15 protein-coding genes and 3 tRNA genes are annotated in these 25,188 nt (G+C 62.1%); 13 read left to right on the top strand and 5 right to left on the bottom strand.

What is annotated here, in order from left to right; translation table 11 throughout:
• Positions 1-41: 41 nt before the first annotated feature.
• The 7 genes from ACP3RB_RS05200 to nrdR all read left to right on the top strand — a co-directional run bounded on the left by ACP3RB_RS05200 (position 42) and on the right by nrdR (position 8,216).
• Positions 42-524 (top strand): cell division protein SepF, encoded by a 483-nt coding sequence (locus ACP3RB_RS05200; RefSeq protein ID WP_426699566.1) that lies wholly within the window; start codon positions 42-44, stop codon positions 522-524.
• A gap of 10 nt (positions 525-534) precedes the next feature.
• Positions 535-834, top strand: coding sequence for a YggT family protein (locus ACP3RB_RS05195; RefSeq protein ID WP_294627031.1), 300 nt, complete (start codon positions 535-537; stop codon positions 832-834).
• A 494-nt stretch (positions 835-1,328) separates the two neighbouring features.
• Positions 1,329-1,868, top strand: a complete 540-nt coding sequence (locus ACP3RB_RS05190; protein ID WP_426698708.1) for a DivIVA domain-containing protein — start codon at positions 1,329-1,331, stop codon at positions 1,866-1,868.
• Positions 1,869-2,203: 335 nt separating this feature from the next.
• A complete protein-coding gene (lspA, locus tag ACP3RB_RS05185) occupies positions 2,204-2,833 on the top strand; it encodes a signal peptidase II (RefSeq protein WP_426698707.1) in 630 nt (209 codons plus the stop codon).
• A gap of 105 nt (positions 2,834-2,938) precedes the next feature.
• Positions 2,939-3,925 carry an RluA family pseudouridine synthase gene (locus ACP3RB_RS05180; RefSeq protein WP_311449967.1) on the top strand — a complete coding sequence of 329 codons (987 nt, stop codon included), beginning with the start codon at positions 2,939-2,941 and terminating at the stop codon, positions 3,923-3,925.
• Positions 3,926-4,034: 109 nt separating this feature from the next.
• Positions 4,035-7,577 carry a DNA polymerase III subunit alpha gene (gene dnaE, locus ACP3RB_RS05175; RefSeq protein WP_426698706.1) on the top strand — a complete coding sequence of 1,181 codons (3,543 nt, stop codon included), beginning with the start codon at positions 4,035-4,037 and terminating at the stop codon, positions 7,575-7,577.
• Positions 7,578-7,760: 183 nt separating this feature from the next.
• Positions 7,761-8,216 carry a transcriptional regulator NrdR gene (nrdR, locus tag ACP3RB_RS05170; protein ID WP_005506525.1) on the top strand — a complete coding sequence of 152 codons (456 nt, stop codon included), beginning with the start codon at positions 7,761-7,763 and terminating at the stop codon, positions 8,214-8,216.
• A gap of 162 nt (positions 8,217-8,378) precedes the next feature.
• Here the strand turns inward: nrdR and ppgK are convergent, their stop codons facing one another.
• Together ppgK and map are read right to left on the bottom strand one after the other, a co-directional pair.
• Entirely contained in the window at positions 8,379-9,230 is an 852-nt protein-coding gene (gene ppgK / locus ACP3RB_RS05165; RefSeq protein WP_311452552.1) for a polyphosphate--glucose phosphotransferase, read from the bottom strand.
• Between the two features lie 156 nt (positions 9,231-9,386).
• A complete protein-coding gene (gene map / locus ACP3RB_RS05160; RefSeq protein ID WP_049350342.1) occupies positions 9,387-10,298 on the bottom strand; it encodes a type I methionyl aminopeptidase in 912 nt (303 codons plus the stop codon).
• A gap of 257 nt (positions 10,299-10,555) precedes the next feature.
• Between map and ACP3RB_RS05155 the strand changes: the two genes are divergently transcribed.
• A complete protein-coding gene (locus ACP3RB_RS05155) occupies positions 10,556-10,813 on the top strand; it encodes a hypothetical protein (protein ID WP_426698705.1) in 258 nt (85 codons plus the stop codon).
• Between the two features lie 155 nt (positions 10,814-10,968).
• Here ACP3RB_RS05155 and panB read toward each other — a convergent pair whose 3' ends face one another.
• Together panB and ACP3RB_RS05145 are read right to left on the bottom strand one after the other, a co-directional pair.
• A complete protein-coding gene (gene panB, locus ACP3RB_RS05150) occupies positions 10,969-11,883 on the bottom strand; it encodes a 3-methyl-2-oxobutanoate hydroxymethyltransferase (protein ID WP_426698704.1) in 915 nt (304 codons plus the stop codon).
• A 66-nt stretch (positions 11,884-11,949) separates the two neighbouring features.
• Positions 11,950-13,779, bottom strand: coding sequence for a geranylgeranyl pyrophosphate synthase (locus ACP3RB_RS05145; protein WP_426698703.1), 1,830 nt, complete (start codon positions 13,777-13,779; stop codon positions 11,950-11,952).
• Positions 13,780-14,239: 460 nt separating this feature from the next.
• On the opposite strand from ACP3RB_RS05145, the gene glnA reads away from it, so the two are divergent.
• The 5 genes from glnA to ACP3RB_RS05120 all read left to right on the top strand — a co-directional run bounded on the left by glnA (position 14,240) and on the right by ACP3RB_RS05120 (position 19,910).
• Complete coding sequence (gene glnA / locus ACP3RB_RS05140; protein WP_294644726.1) at positions 14,240-15,580, top strand: type I glutamate--ammonia ligase; 1,341 nt, start codon at positions 14,240-14,242, stop codon at positions 15,578-15,580.
• 244 nt (positions 15,581-15,824) lie between these two features.
• Positions 15,825-19,196: a bifunctional [glutamine synthetase] adenylyltransferase/[glutamine synthetase]-adenylyl-L-tyrosine phosphorylase gene (locus ACP3RB_RS05135; protein ID WP_426698702.1), complete on the top strand. Its 3,372-nt coding sequence runs from the start codon at positions 15,825-15,827 to the stop codon at positions 19,194-19,196.
• Positions 19,197-19,623: 427 nt separating this feature from the next.
• Positions 19,624-19,696, top strand: a tRNA-Gly gene (locus ACP3RB_RS05130).
• Between the two features lie 47 nt (positions 19,697-19,743).
• Positions 19,744-19,814: transfer RNA gene (locus ACP3RB_RS05125), tRNA-Cys, on the top strand.
• Between the two features lie 24 nt (positions 19,815-19,838).
• Positions 19,839-19,910, top strand: a tRNA-Val gene (locus ACP3RB_RS05120).
• A gap of 736 nt (positions 19,911-20,646) precedes the next feature.
• Here the strand turns inward: ACP3RB_RS05120 and hrpA are convergent.
• Complete coding sequence (hrpA, locus tag ACP3RB_RS05115; RefSeq protein ID WP_426698701.1) at positions 20,647-25,176, bottom strand: ATP-dependent RNA helicase HrpA; 4,530 nt, start codon at positions 25,174-25,176, stop codon at positions 20,647-20,649.
• Between the last annotated feature and the right edge of the window lie 12 nt (positions 25,177-25,188).

Raw genomic sequence — 25,188 nt, 5'->3', positions numbered from 1 at the left:
CGGCACACGCCACCGCTCATACACCTGAAACCACAGCTGACCTGGCGGAAACCGAACAGACCTGGGACGACGCCAGCGCAGACAATTGGGAGGACACCCCGGTGCCGAATACCGAATACACCGAGCAGTACGCCGAGACGTACTCCAACGACGGCTACTACGAAGAGGGCTACGCGCCCGAAGAAACCAACGGATACACCTACGGTTACGAGGAAGAAGAGGACGAATTGCGTCGTATCACCACTATCCACCCCCGCTCCTACAATGACGCAAAGATCATTGGTGAGGCATTCCGCGAGAACATCCCCGTGATTATGAACGTGGAAGAGATGCCCGACGCAGACGCTAAGCGCCTGGTGGACTTCGCATCCGGTCTGGCATTCGCACTGGAGGGCCGCATTGAGCGCGTCACCGCTAAGGTGTTCCTGCTGACCCCCTCCAACCTGGAGGTTCTGGGTGTGGCTAACTCTGAGGTTCCCGCCGGCTTTGAGACCGACGGCGAATTCCCCTTCGACCAGGGCTAAGGACTGATAGATGGGTTATATTTTCGCCCTCATTACGATCGTTGTCTACGTTCTCTACATTGCGATGCTTCTGCGCATGCTCTTTGACTGGGTGCGCATGTTCGCTCCGGAGTGGCGACCCAAGGGCATTGTGTTGCTCTTCGCCAGCGGCGTGTACGCGGTGACTGACTGGCCGATGAACCAGCTGCGCCGCCTGATTCCGCCGGTTCGTGTGGGTAACGTTGCGTTGGATACCGGTTTCCTGATCTTGATTGTTCTGCTGTCTTTCCTGCTGAGCATCATGATGCGGGCAACCGCGGCATTCTCCTAAACCGCCCGTTCGACCCGTTCGGCTGAGAGGCTAGAGAGCTAGAGTTTGAGCCCCGCCTGCGCTTGACACCCCTCAGGGGATGGAGCGCCGGCGGGGTTTTCTGCGTCTGTGCTCCGAATCTGTGCCTGGGGTCTGTGTTTGGGTTCTGTGCCCGGGTTTTCAGCGAATGGGGAGCGCCAAAATGCCTCCTCGAAAACCTTCTCAAAATGCACCGCAGGGCAGAAAATACAAGAGGGATAGCGGGGACTAGGGAGGATATTAGACGTGGTGAATCCCACCCTTGCGCAGAGCGAATATTTTACGGTTCAACCGACGTATAACCGGGCACAGAAACCAAAGAATAGTAGAATTGGTGCCAACGACTGCATCGCGGCATAGCCATGCCCTGAATCATCGGGACCCTGAAATATTGGGGCCATGACCTATCCGGCTGGCGAATCCGCGGCACTCAACATCACCACCAAACCCCGTAGGGATACCCAGAGGAGAAGCCCATGGCAATCACCCCCGAAGACCTGATCACTAAGAGCTTCAAAATCGTGACCGAAGAGTCCGGTTACGACCGCAACGAGGTCGACGACTTCCTGGACGAGCTCGTTGTCGAACTGCGCGCACTCTACTCCGAGCGTGACGCCCTGGAGCGCCAGGTTGAGCAGCTCTCCGCAAACGCACCCGATTCCCCCGCAGCGGCTGCAGCACCCGCACAGTCCTCTGCGGCACCGGCTGCACCTCAGGACGCAGCGGCACTGCTCGCCATGGCACAGAAGGTTCACGACGACTACGTGGCACAGGGCGAGAAGGCTAAGGCTGAACTGATTGAAGAGGCAGAGAAGAAGGCAGACGCTATGGTGAGCGAAGCTCAGCAACAGCGCGAAGAGATTCTCTCTCGCCTCACCGACGAGAAGGAAGAGCTGGAGATCGCTGTTGAGGCCCTGCGTGGCTTCGAGAGCCGCTACCGCTCCAAGCTGCTGCAGCACCTGGACGCACAGGTTCAGGAGCTGAAGAACCTCAAGTCCATCGAGGCTTCCGCATAAAACAGTTCGCCTAAATAAGCTAACGACGCTAAGCTAACGACGCTTTGAGGCGTATGCCGCCCGGATTCTTTCTCTTCCACCGCTATTCACCGGGGAAGATTGAGAGAACCGGGCGGTATTCTCATACCCGCCCGGCACGGTGCAATAACCCAGCGTGAGAAGCGGGGGAGAGTACCCGCCAAATCACCGCCGAATACTCGATGCACTACCCCGATTTGCTAAGCTAGAGGGGCACTATCGAACGCGAGCGGACCCTACCTCCGCACCATAGGGCCTCCGCACCATAGCGCCGCCGCATCGTAGGCGCAGCAACCGGCACAGACTAGAGGAGAGCTATGACCAACACCCCCAAGACTGCTGAATCCTCAGTCGCACAGGCAACCGATAACGCCGCCGAAAAAACTGCTGGACGCCGCGTGCGCATCCTTTCTGGACGCTCCGCGGGTATCCTCGCGCTCGTGCTCGCCGCCGTCGTGTTCGCAATCGACCAGGGCACCAAATATCTGGTCGTTACCCAGATGCAGTTGGGGGAGCGCATCACCGTCATCGACGGGCTTCTGTGGTGGTACTCGATCCGTAACTCCGGCGCCGCATTCAGCATGGGTGAGAACGTCACCTGGGTTTTCACCCTCGTCATGGTCGCCGCCGCAGCCGTGGTGCTCTACCTGCTGCGCCGCACCCGCGCGCTGTCCTGGACCCTCGCGCTGGGCGGCCTGCTCGGCGGTATCTGCGGCAACCTTTTCGACCGTCTCTTCCGTGAGCCCGGCTTCGGTTCCGGTCACGTGGTCGATTTCATTTCCGTACCGAACTTCGCGATTTTCAATATTGCAGACTCCGCGATCTGCGTGTGCATGGCGTTCATCGTGCTGCTGAATTTCAAGGGTCTGAACCTCAATGGCACCCGCGTGCAGGCTGACGAAACCCCGGCTGACGACAAGAGCACCGACGAAAAGAGCGCCAAGTAGCTCCCCGCCCGGCTACATCGCCATTACACGTGCCTATAGCCGTTCTCACACAGACGACCCCCTCACACAGACAACCTAAGCAAACACCACCCGAAGGAGAGCCGCATGAGCGAAACCACCAACGCCGCCGAAGAATCGGCACGCATCCGCGCCGAATTCACCGTTGAAGGCGCGCTCGCCGGTATGCGCCTGGACGCCGCGCTCGCCGGTGCCCTCGATGCGCCGCGCACCCGCACCTCCGGGTGGATTCGTGACGGCCACGTGAGCGTGACCAACAACGGCAAGACCGTGAAAATCGGCAAGTCCTACAAGCTGTCCGCAGGGGACGAGGTCGTCGTGGATGCCCCCGCACCGCGCGATCTGGCGGACATCCGCCCCGAGAAGGTGGACGGCTTCCGCATCGTGCACCTGGACGAGGACATCGTTGTGGTGGATAAGCCCGCAGGCGTGGCGGCACATCCCTCGCCGGGCTGGCACGGCCCCACCGTCATCTCCGCGCTCATGGGCGAGGGCATTTCGGTTGCTACCTCCGGTGCGGCAGAACGCCAGGGCATCGTGCACCGCCTGGACGTGGGCACCAGCGGCCTGATGGTCGTAGCCCGCAGCGAACGCGCCTACACCGAACTCAAGCGCGCCTTCAAGGAACGCACCGTGGACAAGGTCTACCACACCCTCGTGCAGGGCCTGCCCGACCCGTTGCGCGGCACTATTGACGCACCCATCGGCCGCCACCCCGGCAACGAATGGAAGTTTGCCGTGGTCGAAGACGGACGCAACTCCATCACCCACTACGATGTGCTCGAAGCCTTCGGCCCCGCATCGCTGGTGGAGGTGCACCTGGAAACCGGACGCACCCACCAGATTCGTGTGCACTTCTCCGCGCTGCGCCATCCCTGCTGCGGCGACCTGACCTACGGCGCCGACCCGCGCTTTAGCGCCGAACTGGGTCTGACCCGCCAGTGGCTACACGCGCACCGCCTGGGCTTCGATCACCCCGGCACCGGCGAGCGCGTGACCTTCACCAGCGAGTACCCGCTCGACCTGTCCTACGCGCTGACTGCTCTGCGCGAGGGTAAGGTTCAGCTCGGCTAGACAGCTCAGCTAGACAGCTCAGCTCGGCTAGCTATAGCCGCCCGCGGGCCGCCGCACACAGCATCACATTCACCGCCCATCCTCCAGCCCACACCTCCAGGAGATTCCCGTGGCAACCAAAGAATTTACGCACCTGCACGTGCACACCGAGTACTCCATGCTCGACGGTGCCGCGCGCCTGGGTGACCTGTTCACCTACGCTAAAGAACTCGGCATGAAGTCCATGGCGACCAGTGACCACGGCTTCCTCTTTGGTGCCTTCGACTTCTGGAAGCAGGCTAAAGCGCACGACATCAAGCCCATCATTGGTGTGGAGGCGTACCTGACCCCCGGCACGCACCGCACTGACCGTTCGCGTGTGCGCTGGGGTGACGGTTCCCGCGACGACGTCTCCGGTGGTGGCGCGTACACCCACATGACCATGTGGGCTGAAACCACCGAGGGCATGCACAACCTGTTCCGTGCCTCCTCGATTGCGTCGCTGGAAGGTCAGCTGTACAAGCCGCGTATGGACCGTGAGGTGTTGCAGACCTACTCGAAGGGCCTGATTGCCACCACCGGCTGCCCCTCCGGTGAGGTTCAGACGCGCCTGCGCTTGGGCCAGTTCGACGAGGCAGTCAAGGCGGCGAGTGAATTCCGCGATATTTTTGGTAAGGACAACTTCTACTGCGAGGTCATGGACCACGGCCTGGATATTGAACGCAACGTCCAGGAGGATCTGCACCGCCTCGCCAAGAAGCTGAACCTGCCCTTCGTCGCCACCAACGACCTGCACTACACCCGCCAGGAAGACCACACCGCCCACGCGGCGCTGCTGTGCGTGCAGTCCGGCTCGACCCTCACCGACCCCAAGCGTTTCAAATTCGACGCGGATAACTTCTACCTGCGCTCGGCTGAAGAAATGTACGCCCTGTTCGGCGACATTCCCGGCGCGTGTGAGAACACCCTCGAAATCGCTGAACGCTGCAACGTGGAGTTCAACACCAAGGCGAACTACATGCCGAACTTCCCCGTGCCCGAAGGCGAAAACGAGGAATCCTGGTTCGTGAAGGAGGTCGAGAAGGGCCTGCACTACCGCTTCCCGCAGGGTGTTCCCGACGCCGTGCGCAAGCAGGCAGAGTACGAGGTGGGGGTTATTACCTCCATGGGCTTCCCCGGCTACTTCCTCGTGGTCGCCGACTTCATCAACTGGGCGAAGCGCAACGGTATTCGCGTGGGCCCCGGCCGTGGCTCCGGTGCAGGCTCCATGGTCGCGTACGCGATGCGTATTACCGACCTGAACCCGCTCGACCACGACCTGATCTTTGAGCGATTCCTCAACCCCGACCGCGTCTCCATGCCCGACTTCGATGTGGACTTTGACGATCGTCGCCGCGGCGAAGTCATCGACTACGTGACCGAAAAGTACGGTGAAGAGAAGGTCGCACAGATCGTCACCTTCGGCACCATTAAGGCGAAGCAGGCGCTCAAGGACGCCTCCCGCGTGATGGACCAGCCATACTCGGTCGGCGAGCGCCTCACCAAGGCGATGCCGCCGGACGTCATGGGTAAGAACATTGCCCTGGCAAACGTGTACAACGAAGAGGATAAGCGTTACGCCGAGGCGGCAGATTTGCGCGCCCTCATTGAGGACCCGGTCGATAAGATTTACGGCCAGGTGTTCGAAACCGCGAAGGGCCTGGAGGGTCTGAAGCGTCAATGGGGCGTGCACGCTGCGGGCGTGATTATGTCCAGCAAGGACCTCATCGACGTGATCCCCGTGATGCGCCGCGAGGCCGACGGCCAGGTCATCACCCAGTTCGATTACCCCACTTGTGAGGGCCTGGGCCTGATCAAGATGGACTTCTTGGGTCTGCGTAACCTCACCATCATCTCTGATGCGGTGGAGAATATTAAGGCTAACCGAGGCATTGACCTGGACCTTGAATCTCTCTCGCTGGATGACCCGGAATCGTACCGTCTGCTGGCGCGCGGCGATACCCTCGGCGTGTTCCAGCTCGATGGCGGCCCGATGCGCTCGCTGCTCAAGCTCATGGAGCCTGAGGAATTCGAGCACATTTCGGCAGTGTTGGCGCTGTACCGTCCGGGCCCGATGGGTGCGAACTCGCACACCAACTACGCTCTGCGTAAGAACGGTAAGCAGGAGATTGAGCCGATTCACCCCGAGCTGGAAGAGCCGCTGAAGGACATTCTGGACACCACCTACGGCCTGATTGTGTATCAGGAGCAGGTGATGGCGATTGCTCAGAAGGTCGCGAACTACACTCTGGGTGAGGCAGACCTTCTGCGCCGTGCAATGGGTAAGAAGAAGAAGGCGGAGCTGGATAAGCAGTACGCTACCTTCCACGACGGCATGATTTCTAACGGCTACTCTGAGGGCGCTATTAAGGCGCTCTGGGATATTCTGCTGCCGTTCTCTGACTACGCGTTCAACAAGGCGCACACGGCCGCGTACGGTCTGGTGTCGTACTGGACGGCGTATCTGAAGGCGCATTACCCGCAGGAGTATATGGCTGCGCTGCTGACCAGCGTGGGCGATAACAAGGACAAGCTTGCGCTGTACCTGAATGAGTGCCGCGCCATGGGCATTACCGTGCTCGCACCGGATGTGAACGAGTCCACCCTGACCTTCGCCCCTGTCGGTGACGATATCCGCTTCGGTATGGGCGCGATCCGTAACGTGGGCGCGAACGTGGTCGAAGGCATGATTGCCGCCCGCGAGGAGAAGGGCCGCTACGAGTCCTTCAACGACTTCCTGAAGAAGGTGCCGCTGCAGGTGTGCAATAAGCGCACCATCGAGTCGCTCATTAAGGCGGGCGCTTTCGACGACCTGGGCCACACGCGCCGTTCGCTGTCCCTCATCCACGAGGCGGCAGTGGACGCGGCCGTGGCGGTCAAGCGTAAGGAGGCGGCGGGTCAGTTCGACCTCTTCGGTTCCCTCGGCATGGATGACGCCCTGGGCGATGAACTGACCGTGACCATTCCTGATGTTCCTGAATGGGACCGCCGTGAAAAGCTGAACTTTGAGCGTGACATGCTGGGCCTGTACGTTTCGGACCATCCGTTGCGCGGCCTGGAGCGTGCGCTCTCGGACGCGGCAAGCCATTCGGTGCACGACATCATCGGTGAAGACTCGCACGTGCGCGACGGCGAAACCGTCACCATTGCGGGTATGCTCACCGGCGTTTCGCGCCGTATCGCCAAGTCCAGCGGTAACCAGTACGCCTCCGTGGAGCTGGAAGACCCCTCGGGCGCAACCATTACGGTCATGTTCTTCTCCCGCGCCTACGAGACGATGGGCGCCGCCCTGGCTGACGACCTCATCTGCTCGATTCGTGGCCGCGTGCAGCGCCGCGACGACGGCAGCGTGAACATGAGCGCGCAGGAACTGCAGATTCTGGAAATCAGCGATGACGGCCGCGCCGCCCCCATCACCATCGTGGTACCCGAGTACCTGGTGACCGAGGCGAACCTGAAGGAGTTGAAGGAGACCCTGCGCGACCACAAGGGCACCGCGGATGTGCGCATGCTCGTGCGTACCCGCGATAAGGAGCAGCTGGTGCTGCTGGACCCGAGTGTGCGCGTGGAGCCGAACCCGAGCCTCTTCGGTGAAATCAAAACGATTTTCGGTCCGAGCTGCGTTCGACGCTAACAACGCGCGCTAATAACACCCCCGTGAGGGGAATGACAGGGTGGATTCTGCATAGCAGAGTCCACCCTGAGCGTATATTCACTCACAACATACGGCGTCTGCGCTGTATATCACGGTAGAATAGGTATAAATATTCTTGAGCGCTGTATACGCGGGCGCTAGCGCCCAGCCAAGGAGAAATGAATGTACTGCCCCTATTGCAAGCACACCGACTCGCGCGTGGTCGATTCCCGCACCACCGATGACGGCGCCGCAATTCGCCGCCGCCGCCAGTGCACCTCCTGCGCTCGCCGCTTCACGACCGTTGAAACCACCACCATTTCGGTGATTAAGCGTTCCGGCGTGACCGAGCCCTTCGACCGTTCGAAGATTGCCGCCGGCGTGCGTAAGGCATGCCAGGGCCGCCCCGTGGGTGAGGACGATTTGGCGAAGCTCGCCCAGGAAGTTGAGGAGCTGATTCGTGCTCGCGGTCTGGCGGAGATTAACGCGCACGAGGTGGGTCTGACCATCCTGGAGCCGCTGTCGAAGCTGGACGCGGTCGCCTACCTGCGTTTTGCGAGCGTGTACCAGGCCTTTGAGAACCTTGAAGACTTTGAGGAGGCGATTGCGCGTCTGCGTGAGGACCGCATCGCCCAGTAACTATTTAGCTCAGTAACTAACTAAACCTAGCTAACTCAGCCGGTAGCCGCGGGTAGCTGGGTACTACTAAACATGAAGGGACCGCCTTCCGAGTGAATCGGAAGGCGGTCCCTTCGTACGTAAGTGAAGCGCTATCCGACGCGGATAGCGGGAGGCACGCTCTTACGCTTCGCCGCGGCGCTGACGCTCAGGCAGCATACCGCCAGCCCACAGTGCCGCACCCACAATACCGGCATTGTTGCGCAGGGCAGCCATGACCATGGGGGTACGAATCTGATCCTCAAAGTAGGGCATGAACTTCTCCGGGTTCTTGGAGATGCCGCCGCCGATGATGAACAGGTCGGGGGAGAAGAGCATCTGAACGTGCTCGAAGTAGCGGTACAGGCGCTTGCCGTACTTCTTCCAGGACAGCTCGTGCACCTCGCGGGCACGCGCGGAAGCCTGAGACTCGGCGTTGTGGCCGTCAATCTCCAGGTGACCCAGCTCGGTGTTCGGGATCAGCTTACCGTCGTTGATGAGGGCGGAGCCGATGCCGGTACCCAGAGTGATGACAGCAATCAGGCCGTCACGGTTACGGCCCTGACCGTAGGTTGCCTCAGCCAGGCCGGCTGCGTCAGCGTCGTTGAGGCCGTAGACGGTGCGGCCGTCCAGCGCCTCGCTCATGACCTGCTCCAGGTCGGTGTTAATCCAGGAGTCGTCCACGTTCGCTGCGGAGAAGACCATACCGTTCTTCACCACTGCGGGGAAGTCGATACCGACAGCGGACTCGGGGTCCGGTGCCAGGTCGCGGCCCTGCAGCTCATCAACTACGCGGCGTACAACCTCAGCCACAGCGGCGGGGGTTGCGGGCTTGGGGGTGTCGATGCGGAAGCGGTCGGACACGAGGTTACCGGTGCGCAGGTCAACGATGCCGCCCTTAATGCCGGTGCCTCCAATGTCCACACCAATCTGCAGGTCCTTGGGGGTGGGTGCGGGCAGTTCGGTGATGACGCCGGGTTCTGCGTAATCGCTCATGGTTTTCTCTCTTTCGTCCCGCCTACTGCCGTGTAACTGGGGGAGCGGGCGGGTTTGTTAGTGGGTGAACTGATATAAAAGTGAGGTGCTGGGCTCGTACCTGCCGTATCTGTACAAGTCGTATCTCTACAAGCAGGAAACCCAGAGGTCTGCGCTTTAGGGCAGGGTGAGGATGTCTGCGCCGTCAGCGGTCACCACGAGGGTGTGCTCGAACTGTGCGGTGCGCTTGCGGTCGCGGGTGACCACGGTCCAGTCGTCATCCCACAGGTCCCATTCGATGGTGCCGAGGGTCAGCATAGGCTCGATCGTGAAAATCATGCCCTCACGGATCTCGGTGTCGTAGGCGGGTGCCGCATCGTAGTGGGGGATGATGAGGCCCGAGTGGAACTCACGACCCACACCGTGACCGGTGTAGTCGCGAACCACGCCGTAACCGAAGCGAGCCGCATACTTCTCAATGACGCGACCGATCACGTTGATCTGGCGGCCCGGCTTCACAGCCTTAATTGCACGGTTCAGGGACTCCTCGGTGCGCTCAACAAGCAGGCGGGACTCTTCGTCCACGTTGCCGATGAGCAGGGTCTTGTTGGTGTCGCCGTGCATGCCGTCCAGGTATGCGGTGACGTCCAGGTTGAGGATGTCGCCGTCCTCCAGCACGGTGGAGTCCGGGATGCCGTGGCAGATGACCTCGTTCAGGGAGGTGCACACGGACTTGGGGTAGCCGCGGTAATCCACGGTGGAGGGGTACGCGCCGTGGTCGCAAATGTACTCGTGGACCAGCACGTCAATTTCGTCGGTGGTGGTGCCGGGCACGCAAATCTTGGATGCTTCAACGATGGCGCCTGCCGCGATCTTGCCGGCTGCGCGAACCCGCTCAACTTCCTCGGGGGTGTACATGTTCGAGTCGTTACCCTCGTTGGCGGTGGGCTTACCCACGTACTCGGGGCGAACAATGTGCGAGGGGACCGGGCGCATGGGGGTGACGCGTCCGGGGGTCAGGCAACCGACGGGTGCGCGACCGGGCTCTGCGGGAAGATTATGCGAAGTGTTCGTTTTGGTTGAAGACATAGTTTCATCTTACCGGGCGTGGGCGGGTTGTGTCCCTTGCGGGGGCGCTAAAAAGCGGCGGATACATAAGCCGTACCTTTTTCCCAGATTGTGAATAAAATTTCATGCACGCTAGCGGCAAAACGGCGCGCAGCGGAAGACCGGGACAGAAGATCGTGGAGGGGGAGCGCCGTGAGAAACTCCGCCCGCCTCATTGCCACGAACCTATGCGCGTGAGAAGCTAGAAACACCAACCCCGCACTGTCGAAGGAGAACCCGTGAGTGAGAAGAAAAACCGCCTGAGCGAAGCCATCGAATCGGCGGTCGAAAAGACCCTGAACTCCGCGACCGAAGCCACCAGCCCGCACCCCGAAGAGTACTGGTACAACCTCAAAACCGGTCAGGTGGAACGCGGCCAGCAGAGCGCCGTCACCTCCCTGTGGGGCCCCTTCAAAACCTACGAGGAGGCGGCACACGCCATGGACCGCGCCCGCGAACGCAACGACGTCTGGGAAAAGGACGGCGGCTGGCTCTAAAGATTCAACGCTCCCGGCGTTGTTTGAGGCTACCAACACCACAAAAAGTTTGAGACACAGAAGACCCCCGCACCCGGAAGCACCGGGTACGGGGGTCTTTCTTCATCAAGCTTTTTTCTCAGGCTTTCTGCATAAGCCTTTTCTCAGCCTAAAGCCTACTCAAAGGTGTGCTCAGCCGCCGGGAACTCACCCGAACGAACCTGCTCACGATAGGCGCGCGCAGCGTCCTCCATGACCTGGCCAACCTGCGCAAACTGCTTCACAAAACGCGGCACGCGACCGGCACGAACACCCATCATGTCCTGCCACACCAGCACCTGACCGGTCGTCACATTCGAGGCACCAATGCCGATAGTCGGCACGGCGCCCACAGCCTCATCCACCAGCTGCGCGGTCTGGGTGGTTACCATCTCCATGAGCACGCAGAACGCGCCAGCCTCAGCCAACGCCACCGCATCCTCACGAACACGCGCAGACGCATCGCCGCGGCCCTGAACCCGGAAACCACCCAGGGCATGCTCCGACTGCGGGGTGAAACCAACATGAGCCACCACCGGAATACCGGTACGCACCAGGGCACGAACCCACTCGGTCATCGAAGCGTCCGCCTCAATCTTGACCGCGTGCGCGCCGCCCTCCTTCATCAGGCGAACAGCACTCGCCACCGCCTGCTGCGGGGACTGCTCGTACGAACCAAACGGCAAATCGGCAACCACCATGGCGCGGGAAGCGCCGCGAGAAACCGCCGCAACCATCGGAATCATCTCATCCAGGGTAATGGTCAGGGTCGACTCGTAACCGAGCACCACATTCGCCGCAGAATCACCCACCAGCAGCATGTCGATGCCCGCGCGATCAAAAATCTGCGCGGTCAGGGCGTCATAGCAGGTCAGCATGGAGAACTTCTGCCCGGTCGCCTTAGCCTGCGCCAGGTGAACGGTACGCACCTTCTTGACGGTGTCCAGGTCAAAAGGCTTCGATGCGTTAGCAGAAGCGGGAGCATCCGCGGAGGTAGCGGCAGGCTGTGCCGCGTAGGGCGAAGAGATCTCGGAAGAACGCTCAGTAGTCATGCTGACTATTCTAACCCTGTACGGCTCCAACCTGGCGTACCGCTCACCACGAGGGAACAACTATGCCTAGTTCCAGATGAGGTTGATGTAGTAGGTCGGGAACGACGCAGCGGCGTTCTTATTCATCAGCTCCGGAATAGCGGAAGAAGCATCCTCAAACTCGCGCGGCAGATCGCGCTGAATGAGCGCCTGCTGCACCAGCGCATCCCAGTAGAGCTGGGTGATCGAGTAGGTGCAGACTTCCTTCACGACGTCCTCCGCGTAGGACTCCCACGCTGTCTTCGCCGCATCATCAGAGCCGAAGAAACCCTCGTAGCCCTGAGATAGACCGGTATCGCATGCGCTCACCGCGTTCTTCGCGTACTGCAACCAGTAGCTGCGGCTCAACTCATCGGTAGTGTTGAACGTAAATGCCTCATAGTCTGCCTTCAGCAGGGCGTACGACGCCTGAATAGAACCGGCAAGCGGGGCGTGTGAAGAGAAGACAATAACCTCCAGAAGAGCAGCGATGTACTCCATCTGCACCTTCTCGTACGCAATACCGGACGGCTGAACCGGACCGGAATGCATCTGCACCAGCGCCTCCACCGCGTTCATGAAACGCTCAATGTTGGCGGTCGCCTTCACCATCAGATTCAGCAGACGCTGAACACACTGATAATCCTCAGCAATCTGCGAGAACAAGCCATAGGGCAGGATGCCGCGCTCAGAAGCTGCCGCCGCCAGAATCTGGCTCGTCAGACGCTGGCTCTGCGCCTCCGCCTTCGCCACAGTCGCATGCAGGGCACCGCAATACGCCAGGGCGCGGCCATCCACCAGCTGAGGCTGCTGCTGATGTAGGGGCAGAAGACGCTCATGAAGCTGACGGAAAATCGCGCTCTGCGCCAGAGCCTTCTTGCCCAGCTCCTCAGTCTTCAACAGCACGGTATCCGCCGAGAAATCACGCGGAACAAAACGGCGCGCATCCGGCGCGGTAAACGGCGAATAGGGACGACCCATCACCGGCTGCAACAGCGACATCGTGGTAAACAGCGAAAAACGAGCCGCCACCGGGTACAGCGAATCCGGGTAGTTCGGCGCGTCCGGCGCGTTGACGCGCTCCGTACACAGAGTCAGCCAGGTCTGCTCCACCGCCCGATCAGACGTCATGCCAACACCCATGCCCAGGATGCCCTCACCGAACGCCTCCGACGGAAGCTTGCCGGGGTTCATGGCACGCGCCTGCATGAGCGCCACAGCCAACTCCACCGTATAGTTCGTGCGGCGCTTCTTGCCCGCCTCATCAAGGTTCTGGAACGGACGCACACCCGCAATCTTCTGACCGCGCGCCAGATTATGCAGCTCCTTGCTCATCGCGAACTGCTGCGGCTCACGCTGCATCATCTTCGACACCTCGTAGGCGCTCTTACGGTTCAGCTTCTCACGGCGCTGAGCGCCCTCAGCCGACAGAGCATCATACTTGCCGCGCGTCGCGTGTACATACCAGGCACGAATCAGCTGCAGCGGCAGGAAGAAGAACGCGAACTTCCACGACCACGTGAAGAGAAGAATCGGAATGACCGCAATCGACCCCACACGACCCGTATAACCGAGCCACAGAAGCTCCACAAACGCACCCACCACAGCAAAGAACGCCACGGTGCGAGTCCTAAACGCCACGCGGGAAGGGCGGTCCAGCAGGTAGGTCGCACCGCCCGACTTGTTGTTCCTCATGACCAGCGGACCAAACGCCGCAATTGCCATGATGCACGCCAGGTAGACAATACAGAAAACAACAGGCGCCGCAATGAGCAGCAGCCATTCTAAACCGGTGGGGTCGGCAGCAACGATGCTGGTCGCCAACGGAAGCTGCGCCAGCGGAAACTGCACAGTCGAGAGAAGAATGGAATGTAGCATACCCCCATTATCGCAAGGCGACCCCGAACACGCCCCGCGAACCGTCATATGCCGACTATCTGGGCACAGATAGGCAGACATAGATAAGAAGTAACCACCCGACCGTAGCGAAAGCGGGGGAGCGGTCACCCTCCGTCCCCCGGCACCGCCCAAAATCTGAGCTACCGCGGCACACAAGCGAGAACACACAAGCGAGAGCACACAAGCGAGAATTTACACAAACGAAACCTCCCACCCACCCGCCGCACAGCAGAACCCGATAGGCTAGATAACAACAGGACACACGCCGGGGCAAGGAGGCGCCAGCACCGCTGGCACGCCGCCCGCCGCAACCCTCTGGAATCTTCTGGAACCCATGGGACATGCAGGGTCTTCCGCGCCTCGGCAGCAAATTTAGCGCGCCTCCGCTACCCACAGACGGGTACCACGCGGATGCGCGCCCGCACCGAGAGGGCAACTCATGGACCGCCAACAGGAATTCGTACTGCGCACCATCGAAGAGCGCGACATCCGCTTCATCCGCCTCTGGTTCACCGACGTGGTCGGCACCCTCAAATCCGTTGCGCTCGCACCGGCTGAAGTAGAAAGCGCCTTCGATGAGGGCTTGGGCTTTGACGGCTCCTCGATTGAGGGCTTCTCCCGCATCTACGAATCCGACATGCTGCTGCAGCCGGACCCCTCCACCTTCCAGATCCTGCCCTGGCGCGGCGAGGAAGACTACACCTCCCGCATGTTCTGTGACGTGCTCACCCCCGACGGCGAGATCAGCGCCTCCGACACTCGCGGCGTGCTCAAGCGCGTGCTCAACAAGGCGGCCGAGATGGGCTTCACCTGCTACACCTCGCCCGAAATTGAGTTCTACCTGCTCGAATCCTCCAAGCTCGGCGCCGACGGATTCCCCGTGCCCGTGGACTACGAATCCTACTTCGACCACACCCCCGGCGGCATCGTGCAGGACTTCCGCCGCAAGGCAGTGACCATGCTCGAAGAAGTCGGCATCTCCGTCGAATTCAGCCACCACGAAACCGGCCCCGGCCAGAACGAAATCGACCTGCGCCACGCCGACGCCCTGCAGACCGCCGACAACGTCATGACCTTCCGCACCGTCATCAAGGAAGTCGCCTACTCGCTGGGCATGTACGCAACCTTCATGCCCAAACCCTTCACCAAGTACGCCGGCAGCGGCATGCACACCCACTTCTCCCTCTTCGAAGGCGACACCAACGCATTCTTCGAAGCCGGTGCCGAATACCAGCTGTCCAAGACCGCACGCCACTTCATCGCCGGTGTGCTCAAGCACGCCCCCGAATTCACCGCGGTCACCAACCAGTTCATCAACTCCTACAAGCGTCTCTGGGGCGGCGGCGAGGCACCCTCCTACGTCTCCTGGGGCCACAACAACCGCTCCGCCCTCGTACGTGTGCCCCTGTACAAGCCGAACAAGATGCAGTCCGCACGCATCGAGTACCGCGGTTTGGACTCGGCATCGAACCCGTACCTCGCCTACGCGGTGATTCTCGCCGCAGGCCTGAAGGGCATCGAAAACGAGTACCCGCTCATGCCCGCCGTGACCGAAGACCTCGCCGCCATGACCAACGCCGAACGCCGTGCCATGGGCTATAACCCGTTGCCCGCATCCCTGCGTGAAGCCATTAACCTCACCGAAGAATCCGAGTTCATGGCGGAGGTTCTGGGTGAGCAGGTCTTCGAGCAGTTCCTGCGCAATAAGCGCGCCGACTGGGACCAGTACCAGGCTCAGGTGACCCCCTACGAGCTCAAGCACAACCTCGGAATCCTCTAACGGCTGGCTCTTCTCACCTCCTCTGGCGGTGAGTGAGCGATGACAGCTTCAGGGCGGTACCCGCTACCGGTAACACGCCGGCGGGTACCGCCCACAGGTCTATCAATTGCACCTATCTGCTACACCGTTCACCGCTTTTTAGCCGCCGAAATTTTAGCCGCCGAAATTTTAGCCGCCGAAATTTTTACTCTCCACCCATACTTTCCACCCCACGGATCTACTCTCAACCCCCAGTTCTCACGCTATGACTGACAGCTCCCACTACCCGGCCACCGGGCTCATTCGCATTATCGACCCCGCCAAAGAGCCCAAACCGCTCACCGACATCGCCCCCGACGCACTCGACGACGAACAACGTGCCGAAGCCGAACGCAAAGCCCAGCTGCGCCTGCACACCCGCATGATTGCCACCGGCTTCCACGACCCGTCCAAGGCCGAACGCTGGCTCAACGCACCCGAACTGAAGCACGTCTCGCAGGATGCGCTCTTTGCCGGGCTGCACCTCGCCCCCTCACCGGATATTGCCCTGCCCGCCCTCGTGCGCCTCATCGAGAAGCACCCGGCGGTCGCCGAGCGCGCCAACCGCGGCAAAGAAGAATTCGGCATGTACCGACTGCTTGGTGCCTCCCAGGCGATTGGCGATTTTCTCTACCGCCGCCCCGAGCTCATCGACCCGCTCTTCGACACGCAGGTGTACCCGGCTGAGAGCGTGCTGATTCGTTCCCAGCACCCGGCGTCGATTCTGCCGGAAACCGACGGGGAATTCCTGACCCCCATCGCACCGCTGGACACCCCCTACCGTCGCGATATCCTCACCGCCCTCGGCGCCGACCCCCGTGCGGAGCGTCCGCGCGCTGCCGTCGAGCAGACCGGCAAGGACGGCTACGTGACCCTGCGCGTTGCCTACCGCGCCGCCCTGGCTCGCATCGCCCTGCTCGACGTGTGCTGTGAAGACCCGGTCGAAATGATGCCCACCATCGGTCGTCACCTCGCTGATTTGGCCGCCGCCGCGCTGGAGGGTGCGCTCGCCATTGCGCGTACCGAGGTAGCGGAGGGGCTGGGCCCCGGCCTGGCGGCTCCTCGCCGAGGCGAAGCCGTAGACGCCCTGGACCTGGCGATTATCGGCATGGGTAAGTGCGGTGCCCGCGAGCTGAACTACATCTCTGACGTTGACGTGGTGTACGTGGTTGCACCCGTAGAACCCGCCGCCGTACCCAATACCGGGGCGGAGAGGGAGAGCGCCCCGCTCAAGCTCACCGAGAACGAATGTTCCACCATCGGCACGGAGCTCGTGCACGCCCTCACCCGCGCCATCATGGGCCCCGCACCCGAACCCGCCCTCTGGGAGGTCGACGCGAACCTGCGCCCCGAAGGCAAGGACGGCCCGCTTGTTCGAACCGTCGAATCCTACGTTCAGTACTACAAGCGCTGGGCCGAAAACTGGGAGTTCCAGGCGTTGCTCAAGGCGCGCCCCATCGCCGGTTCGGCGCAGCTGGGCGCCCGCTACGCCCGCGCAATCGACCCCTTCGTGTGGGAGTCCGCCGCCCGTGAATCCTTCGTGGAATCCGTGCAGGCCATGCGCGCCCGCGTGACCGACAATATTCCCTCGAACCAGGTGGACCGCCAGATTAAGCTGGGCCCGGGCGGCCTGCGCGATATTGAGTTCACCGTGCAGCTGCTGCAGCTCGTGCACGGTCGAACTGACCCCGCCGTGCGTACCAAGTCCACCGTGGATTCCCTGGCGGCGCTGACCGCCGTCAGCTACATTAGCCGCACCGACGCCGAAGCGTTCAGCCGCGACTACAAGAAGCTGCGCGTGCTCGAGCACCGCATCCAGCTGCAGCAGCTGCGCCGCACCCACCTGATGCCCGAGAAAGACGCCGAACAGCGCGCCCTCGCCCGCTCGATCCTGTCCCCGGAACGCAACGGCACGCTCTCCGCCGAGCAGATGCTCAAGGCGTGGCAGAAAATTAAACGGAACGTCCGTTCACTGCACGAGCGCATCTTCTTCCGCCCGCTGCTCGCCGCCGTCTCCACGCTCAGCCGCGACGAAGTGGTGCTCAGCGAACAGGCGGCACAGGACCGTCTTGCCGCCCTCGGCTACCGCGACCCGCGCGGCGCCATGCGCCACATCAAGGCGCTCACCACGGGACTTTCCCGCAGTGCAGACATTCAGCGGCACCTCATGCCCGTGCTCCTGGGCTGGTTCGCCTGCGGCGTGGACGCGGACGCTGGCCTGCTCGGATTCCGCATCGTCTCCGAATCGCTCGGTAGCACCAGCTGGTACCTGCGCATGCTCCGCGACTCACCCGCAGCCGCCGAACGCCTCAGCCAGCTGCTCTCGAGTTCGCGCCTCATGACCGACCTGCTCGAGGACGCCTCCGCCTCCATCGCCTGGCTGGACAAGGTCGCCGACCTCAAACCGCTGGGGGAGGAGGCGCTCGCCTCCGAGATTTCCTCCCTGCTGGCACGCCACGAGGACGCCGCCGAGGCGATGCGCGCCGTGCGCTACCTGCGCCGCCGCGAAACCCTGCGCACCGCCATGGGCTGGACCCTGGGCATCGTCGACATTGAGGACACCTGCGCCGGTCTTGCCGCGATCGACGAGTGCACGATCGGTGCGGCGCTGCAGATTGCCCTGCGTGAACTCCAGGCGGCACCGGAAGGCGCTGAACCTGCCGAAGCCGCCGAAGCTACCGAAGCCGCCGAAGCTGAGGAAACAGCGGGGGAGAAGCTGCTCACCCGCATCGCCGTCATCGGCATGGGCCGCCTCGGCGGCGCAGAGAACGGCTTCGGCTCCGACGCGGACGTCATGTTCGTCCACGAACCCCTCGACGGGGTCGACGAAGACGCCGCACAGGAACAGGCAGCACGCATCGTCAACCGCACCCTGGCGCTCCTCAAACAGCCCGTCAAGCCCGCCATTCGCGCCGAACGGCCCCTCGAAGTGGACGCCGACCTGCGCCCCGAAGGCAAGCAGGGCGCTATTGTGCGCTCGCTGGACTCCTACCGCTCCTATTACGAACGCTGGGCGGAAACCTGGGAATTCCAGGCGCTCACCCGCGCCCGCCCCATCGCCAGCGACGAGGCGCTCGGCGAGGCTTTCGTGGAGCTCATCGACCCGTACCGCTACCCGGCAACTTTCACGCCCGAACAGGTGCAGCAGATTCGCCGCATGAAGGCGCGCGTTGAGAACGAACGCATGCCGCACGGTGCCGACCGCACCCGCCAGCTCAAGCTCGGCCGCGGCGGACTCTCTGACGTGGAATGGCTGGTCCAGCTCGTGCAGCTACGCCACGCGCACGCCGTGCCGGGGCTGCGCACCACCTCCACCCTGAAGGCGCTGGATGCGGCGGTTGAGGCGGGGCTGGTCGAGGCAGCGGACGCTGAAATCCTCAGCGGCGCCTGGTTGCTCGCCACGAAGATTCGCGGCGGCAACGTACTGCGCGGCGTGCGCCAATCCGACACCCTACCCTCGGGACGCGCCGACCTGGAAGCAATCGCCCGCTGGTGCGGATACCCCGCCGGCAGCGCACGCGCCCTCGAAGAGGACTACCTGCGCCAAACCCGTAACGCCCGCAAGGTCTACGAACGCCTCTTCTTCGAAGAACTCTAAAACCATGAGCCAAGCGTTTTAGCGGACGCGGTTTTCATAGGGGAGGGGCGGGGAGCCTGGTTCCCCGCCCCTCCCTTGCGCGTTCTCTTGTGAAAAAATTGTGGATACTCGGCGGATTTTGTAGATGCTGAGCAGATTTTGTGGACTCTGGACGAGCATCGTGCGGGGCATCGTGTGCCCGCCGCTACCCTCACGGGACCAATAACCACGCCAAAACCCCGAAAATGTGACCGGCACCATGAAAATAAATTTTGCTCGCACAGCCCAAAAAAGACGCAAAATACCCCGTTTTACCCCGGAAACACGCGGAACACGAGGTGTCTAACAAAAGATTTGGCAAACACTCAAAAACCCCGTATAGTATTTACCTGTCAGCACGACGGAGCGAAAAACTCCTCGGAATGATTCAAATTGAATACGCTGATATGCGGTTGTAGCTCAGTTGGTAGAGCACCACCTTGCCAAGGTGGATGTCGCGAGTTCAAGTCTCGTCAACCGCTCGTAAGGACTCCAAGAGTTCGAACGCGTTCCCTCGTGGAGCGTATGCGGTGAGGTGGTCGAGTGGTTAGGCAGCGGCCTGCAAAGCCGTGTACGCGGGTTCGAATCCCGTCCTCACCTCGCAACAAAACAATTGTTTTGTGAGCGCGATTGGCGCAGCGGTAGCGCGCTTCCCTGACACGGAAGAGGTCACTGGTTCGATCCCAGTATCGCGCACAAAGGAAAACCCCTTAGCTTTACGGCTAAGGGGTTTTGTATTTAACTTTTTGGTTTTGGTTAGAGGGGCGGTACTCCTCAGCTGACTTGTGTTTGTTTTAGAGGCGTTGCTGCGTATATTTCCTCCGCGCCGTCGCAGGGGACCCGCCCTCGCTTCGCTTCGGGCACCCTGAGGGCGCATCCGGAAAATACGTTCGCACCGCTCAGCGCCTCGGAAATCACGGCGGAGGACACCGCCCCTCCACCTCGTAGGTGAAACACTCGGCCCCGGTTCAGTAAGTGCGGGGCTTGGGTGTGCGATACCGGCATAACGAACTGGAAAGGGAGGGGGGGCTGTCGCCTTCTCAACTTTTTGCTGGCTCCGCCGGACAGGTGAGCTGAAATTGTGCCCCAGCGCCGCACCTTCCGGAAGCGACATCAGGGTGCCGCCCCGGGCGCTCTCCTTAGCGGAGCGAGGAGGTGCGGAGCGTCCGGGTGCGGCGGGTTCCCCCGCAGGAGCGGAGGAAGTGCATAGCTTGCCGACCCACCGGGTGCAGAAAACCATAGAGACAGAAGAGTCCCCCACACGAGGTGATTGTGTGGGGGCTCTTAGCCGTTCATAGTGTGCAAGCTGAGGCGGGAACCTACCGCGGATAGGCGGTGTCGTCCGTAGCGACATCAGGGTGCCCGAGCTCTGCGAGGGCGGGTGCCCCTGTAGGAGCGAGGACGAACACCGCCGTCCGCACAACTTCACAATCTAGCGCTTGATGGCGTCTAGCGCCTCACGCTGAGCCTTCGCAATGCGCTTCTCAGACACCGTGTAGGCGGTGCCGAGCTCCTGGGCGAAGAAGCTGACGCGCAGCTCCTCAATCATCCAGTTCACGCGGCGGAGCGCATCCGGCACGATGGTGCCTGCCGGGAGCGACTTGACCGCGTTATCGTAGGAGTCTTCCAGGTCCTGCACGGTGAGCATGAGCTGGTTGTCGCGGTGCAGGTTCGGGCCGAGCTTCGTCAGGCGTACCTGGGCGGCCTTGAGGTAGCGCGGGATGTGAACCAGCTGGTCGTAGCCGGTTTGTGCGACGAATCCGGGGTAGACGAGGTTCTCCATCTGTGCCTTCACGTCGGAGACGGCATGCATGGTCGTCAGCGAGGTTGCCTTCTTGATGGCCTTCTTCAGTGCGGTGGCTTCGGAGAGGATTTCGGCGACGAGCTTGGTGACGTCGAAGACCGTCTCGATGAGTTCGGCACGCACGTGCTCGTAGAGTTCACTGTATTCGGCGTACGTGAAGATGGGGGTGTGCGGCACGAAGTGGTCGAGTGCCGCGACGGTGCAGTCGCGGATGAGTTCGTCGATGGAGCCGTGCGGGTTCTGCGTGAAGACGATTTTCTCCTTGTGGGAGAGGTGTTCGCTCACGTAGCGTACGGGCGAGGGCACCTGCAGTTGGAGCAGGCGGATGATGCCGCGGCGCTGGGCGTGGAGCTGTTCGGCTTCGGTGGGGAAGATACGCAGGCCTACGCTGGTTTCTTCGTCGACGAGGGCGGGGTAGCCGTTGACTGCCTGGGTGGCGATGATGCGCTGTACCTTGCGGGGGATTTCTCCGTTGGGGAAGAGGTCGGCGGGGAATTCGGTGAGGCCGCTGATTTCGCGTACCTGCGAGCCGTGCGCATCGGTCGGTTGTGCCGCCTGGGCGGTGCCGCCCTGTGCGTTTTTCGCGCCCTTCTTGGCTGAAGCTGCGGAGCTGCCCGAGTTGCCCGAGCCGTCCGAGTTGCCCGTGCCGCCCTGGGCGAGCGCCACCATTTTTGCCATGGTGTCGTCAGATGCGCCGAGCGAGTCGGCGAGGGCGCTGCGGATTTCCTTGTGGAGCTGCTGTTGCAGGGCGCGCAGGTCCTTGCCTTCGCCCAGGATTTTGTTGCGTGCGTTGCGCACCTGGAATCCCATTTTCAGGTGTTCGGGCACGGCGTCCCAGTTGAATGCTTCGGGCTCGACAACGACGCCGCGCAGGCGGCGTAGTACGAGTGCGAGGGAGGGGATGAGTTCGTCGGTGGCGGGGGAGTATTCCTCTTCCAGGGCGGCGCAGGCGGCGCGTGCCACGTCGGGTGCGGGCACGAAGTTGCGTCGAATCGCCTTGGGGAGCGATTTGATGAGTGCAGTGACGAGTTCGTGGCGCAGGCCGGGGATTTGCCAGCGGAACGGTTCGGGGCTCAGCTGGTTGAGGAACAGGATGGGTACCTGGACTGCTACGCCGTCGCGCTTGGCGGCGTCGGTGCGGGCGCCTCCGATGCCGGCGGTGGGGGCGTATTCGTAACGCAGGTCGAGGGTCAGTTCGCCGCTGTCGGTGCGCTGCACCCACTGGCGGGGGAACTGGGAGTCGTCGTAGTCGGCGGCTTCCTCGTTAATGAGCTTCTCGGGGTTGAAGTCCAGGAAGTTGTCGTCTTCGAGACGTGCCTGCTTCCACCACTTGTCGAAGGCGCGCACATCCGTCACGTGGGCGGGGATACGGGCATCGTAGAAGGCGAAGAGCACGGAGTCGTCCACGCGTAGGTCGCGGCGGCGCAGGCGTGCTTCGAGTTCTTCGACTTCGGCGAGGGCGCGCTGGTTGCGCAGGTAGAACTTGTGCTGGGTGTGCCATTGGCCTTCGACGAGGGCGGACTGGATGAACAGTTCGCGGGCTGCGGCGGCGTCTACGCGGGCGTACTGCACGGGGCGGTCGGCGTAGATGGTCAGGCCGAAGAGGGTGCCCTTGGCGTAGGCGACTGCCGCGCCGGAGCTGAGCGACCAGTGCGGTTCGGAGTATTGCACGCTGATGAGGTGCTTGCCGATTTCTTCGATCCACTGCGGGTCGATGGAGGCGTTGGTGCGCGCCCACAGGCGGGAGGTCTCGACGAGTTCGGCGGAGAGCACCCAGTCGGGGCTCTTTTTGAACAGGCCGGAGCCGGGGAAGATCGCGAATTTGGTGCCGCGTGCGCCGAGGTATTCGCGGGGGCCGCGGTTGCGTCCCTTGGAGTCCTTTTCGCGTTCTTCCTTGACGCCCACGTGGGAGAGTAGGCCGGAGAGCAGGCTCTTGTGGATATCGATTTCGTGGGCGGAGGCGTTGATGTCCCTGCCGCCGCTGGCGTGGATGTTGGCGGTGCGTCCCATTTCGCGTAGCTGGGCGAAGAGGTCCTGCCATTCGCGGATGCGCAGGTAGTTGATGTATTCGCGGTGGCACATTTTGCGCAGCTGCGAGGAGGACAGCGCCGCCTGCTGCTCGTTGATGTAGTCCCAGAGCAGCAGGAAGGAGGAGAAGTCGGAGGTGTCGTCGATGAAGCGGGCGTGCATCGCGTCGGCTTCGGCACGCACGTCGGCGGGGCGTTCGCGCGGGTCCTGGATGGTCAGGGCGGCGGCGAGCACCATCATTTCCTTGGCGCAGTTGCGGCGGCCACCTTCGATGATCATGCGGGCGAGGCGCGGGTCCACGGGGAATGCCGCCATGGCTCGGCCGATGGCGGTGAGGGTTGCGCTATTGCCGCGGCCCTTGCGGGGGCCGCGGGGGCGTTCGGTGAGTGCGCCGAGTTCGCGCAGCAGGTTCACGCCGTCGTTGATGGCGCGGGATGCGGGCGGCTGCACGAACGGGAAGCGCGAGATGTCGCCGGGTTCGCGGACCACGCCGATTGCGATCATCTGCAGGATGACGGCTGCGAGGTTGGTGCGCAGAATTTCGGGGTCGGTGAACTCGGGGCGCGAGTTGAAGTCTTCTTCGGAGTAGAGGCGGATTGCGATGCCGTCGCTGACGCGGCCGCATCGACCGGAACGCTGGTTGGCGCTTGCCTGCGAGATGCGTTCGATGGGCAGGCGCTGAACCTTGGTGCGTGCCGAGTAGCGGGAGATGCGGGCGGTGCCGGTGTCGATGACGTACTTGATGCCGGGCACGGTCAGCGAGGTTTCGGCAACGTTCGTGGCGAGCACGATGCGCGGGCGCGATCCGGGGGAGAACACCCGGTGCTGTTCGGCGAGCGAGAGGCGCGCGTACAGGGGCAACACTTCGTAGTTCAGGCGCGGCGACTTGGCGACCATCGCCTCGATAGCGTCTTTGGCGTCGCGGATTTCGCGTTCACCAGAGAAGAAGATGAGGATGTCGCCGGGGGCTTCCTTGGAGAGTTCCTTGATGGCGTCGAGGATGCCGTCGGTGGGGTCGTGGTCGTCTTCGATTTCGTCGTCGCTGAGGTAGTCTTCCTCGTCGAGCGGGCGGTAGCGGATTTCCACGGGGTAGGTTCGGCCGGACACCTCAATGATGGGCGGCGCGTCGTCGGGCAGGATTGCTTCGGCGATTTCGCGTTCTTCGGCGCTGAGGTTTTCGTCGACGATGCCCTTGCCCGGCACGTAGCTGGGGGAGAAGTGGCGCGCGAAACGCTCCGGGTCGATGGTCGCGGAGGTGATGATGACCTTCAGATCCGGGCGCTGCGGCAGGATGCGCTTGAGGTAGCCGAGGATGAAGTCAATGTTCAGGCTGCGTTCGTGCGCCTCGTCAATGATGAGGGTGGAGTAGCGGCGCAGTAGCTTGTCGTTCTGAATTTCGGCGAGCAGAATGCCGTCGGTCATGAGTTTGATAGCGCTGTGTTCGCCAACTTCGGAGGTGAATCGCACCTGGTAGCCGACGGTTTCGCCGATTTTCTGTCCGAGTTCTTCGGCGATGCGTTCGGCGACGGAGCGTGCGGCGAGTCGGCGCGGCTGGGTGTGGCCGATGAGGCCCTTTGCGCCCAGGCCCAGGTCGAGGCACATTTTGGGGATCTGGGTGGTTTTACCGGAGCCGGTTTCACCCGCGATGATGACGACCTGGTTGTCGCGGATCGCGTTCATGATGTCTTCGCGACGTTCGCTGACGGGCAGCTCTTCGGGGTAGGTGATGACCTCGGGGATGAGCGGCTCGTAGCGGCGCGGTGCCGGGCGGTTCTGCTGGTTGCCGCCCTGCTGGTTGCCCTGGGTACCGCCCTGCTGGTTGCCCTGCTTGCGGGCACGGTTGTTACCGCCTCCGCGTCGGTTGGAGCGGGAGGCGTTGGAGTTGCGTTCGGATGCGCCGTGGGAGGAGTTCTTGCGGTCTGCGCTATTCTTCTGGGCGCTGTTCTTCTGTGCACCCTTCTTCGGGGCACCATTTTTTACCGCGTTGTTCTCAGCGGTTTTAGCTGCGGTTTTTTCGGAGGATCGTACCTTTGCCGCGTGGATTGCGGCTGCCATGCTCGCCATGGTGGGGGCGGTGCGGGGGGCCTTAGAAGTATCTGCGTGTTTCTTCGTGGATTTCTGCTCAGACATATCCTATCCAGT

This window comes from Rothia mucilaginosa, from assembly GCF_049990865.1.
Taxonomy (GTDB): Bacteria; Actinomycetota; Actinomycetes; order Actinomycetales; family Micrococcaceae; genus Rothia; species Rothia mucilaginosa_I.
This window is presented reverse-complemented; position numbering and strand designations above follow the sequence as displayed.

Bases quoted from the DNA above. Each gene is read 5' to 3' on its own strand.
- ACP3RB_RS05195 (WP_294627031.1), top strand. From the start codon at position 535: ATGGGTTATATTTTCGCCCTCATTACGATCGTTGTCTACGTTCTCTAC.
- ACP3RB_RS05190 (WP_426698708.1), top strand. From the start codon at position 1,329: ATGGCAATCACCCCCGAAGACCTGATCACTAAGAGCTTCAAAATCGTG.
- lspA (WP_426698707.1), top strand. From the start codon at position 2,204: ATGACCAACACCCCCAAGACTGCTGAATCCTCAGTCGCACAGGCAACC.
- ACP3RB_RS05180 (WP_311449967.1), top strand. From the start codon at position 2,939: ATGAGCGAAACCACCAACGCCGCCGAAGAATCGGCACGCATCCGCGCC.
- nrdR (WP_005506525.1), top strand. From the start codon at position 7,761: ATGTACTGCCCCTATTGCAAGCACACCGACTCGCGCGTGGTCGATTCC.
- ppgK (WP_311452552.1), bottom strand. From the start codon at position 9,230: ATGAGCGATTACGCAGAACCCGGCGTCATCACCGAACTGCCCGCACCC.
- map (WP_049350342.1), bottom strand. From the start codon at position 10,298: ATGTCTTCAACCAAAACGAACACTTCGCATAATCTTCCCGCAGAGCCC.
- panB (WP_426698704.1), bottom strand. From the start codon at position 11,883: ATGACTACTGAGCGTTCTTCCGAGATCTCTTCGCCCTACGCGGCACAG.
- ACP3RB_RS05145 (WP_426698703.1), bottom strand. From the start codon at position 13,779: ATGCTACATTCCATTCTTCTCTCGACTGTGCAGTTTCCGCTGGCGCAG.
- glnA (WP_294644726.1), top strand. From the start codon at position 14,240: ATGGACCGCCAACAGGAATTCGTACTGCGCACCATCGAAGAGCGCGAC.
- ACP3RB_RS05135 (WP_426698702.1), top strand. From the start codon at position 15,825: ATGACTGACAGCTCCCACTACCCGGCCACCGGGCTCATTCGCATTATC.
- hrpA (WP_426698701.1), bottom strand. From the start codon at position 25,176: ATGTCTGAGCAGAAATCCACGAAGAAACACGCAGATACTTCTAAGGCC.